Source organism: Acinetobacter sp. CIP 102129 (assembly GCF_000368305.1).
GTDB lineage: Bacteria > Pseudomonadota > Gammaproteobacteria > Pseudomonadales > Moraxellaceae > Acinetobacter > Acinetobacter parvus.
The window spans coordinates 38,512-39,060 of record NZ_KB849333.1; the positions used below are offsets into that span (position 1 = coordinate 38,512).

The window sequence follows — 549 nt, forward strand, 5'->3', positions numbered from 1 at the left end:
ACTGCATCTTTAGACGTTGCATCTAATGTTGCATCTTGCAGACCTGTAAGTTTCGTACCGTTTGTACCTGCCAAAGTAATTGTGTCTTTGGTTGCAGAATCATACACAACCGCATTGGCTGAAATGCCACCTAGACCGCTTTGTAAAGCTGCAATGTCGTTGGTATTGGTGATGACTCGACCATCAATTCCTGAAATGGTTGTATTTAAAGTTCCAACTTCATTGGTAATACGATTATTCAGTGTTCCAACTTCTGTACCAAGTTTAGTATCCAGTTTACCAACTTCCACATCGGTATAACCTTTCGCATCAGTTAAGGTATTCGCCAATCCTGTCGTTAATGCAGTTTGATCTGCTTTTAATGCTAAACCATCCGTTAAAGCCGTATTCGTCGCATGTAACTGTTTACCTGTCACTGCATCTTTAGACGTTGCATCTAATGTTGCATCTTGCAGACCTGTAAGCTTCGTACCGTTTGTACCTGCCAAAGTAATTGTGTCTTTGGTTGCTGAATCATAGATCACTGCATTTGCTGCAAGATTCCCTGTA

General features: G+C 41.2%; 1 pseudogene. It reads right to left on the reverse strand.

Annotated features, from left to right (window positions below):
* Positions 1-549, reverse strand: a pseudogene (locus F973_RS15170) (hypothetical protein); the annotation flags it as partial.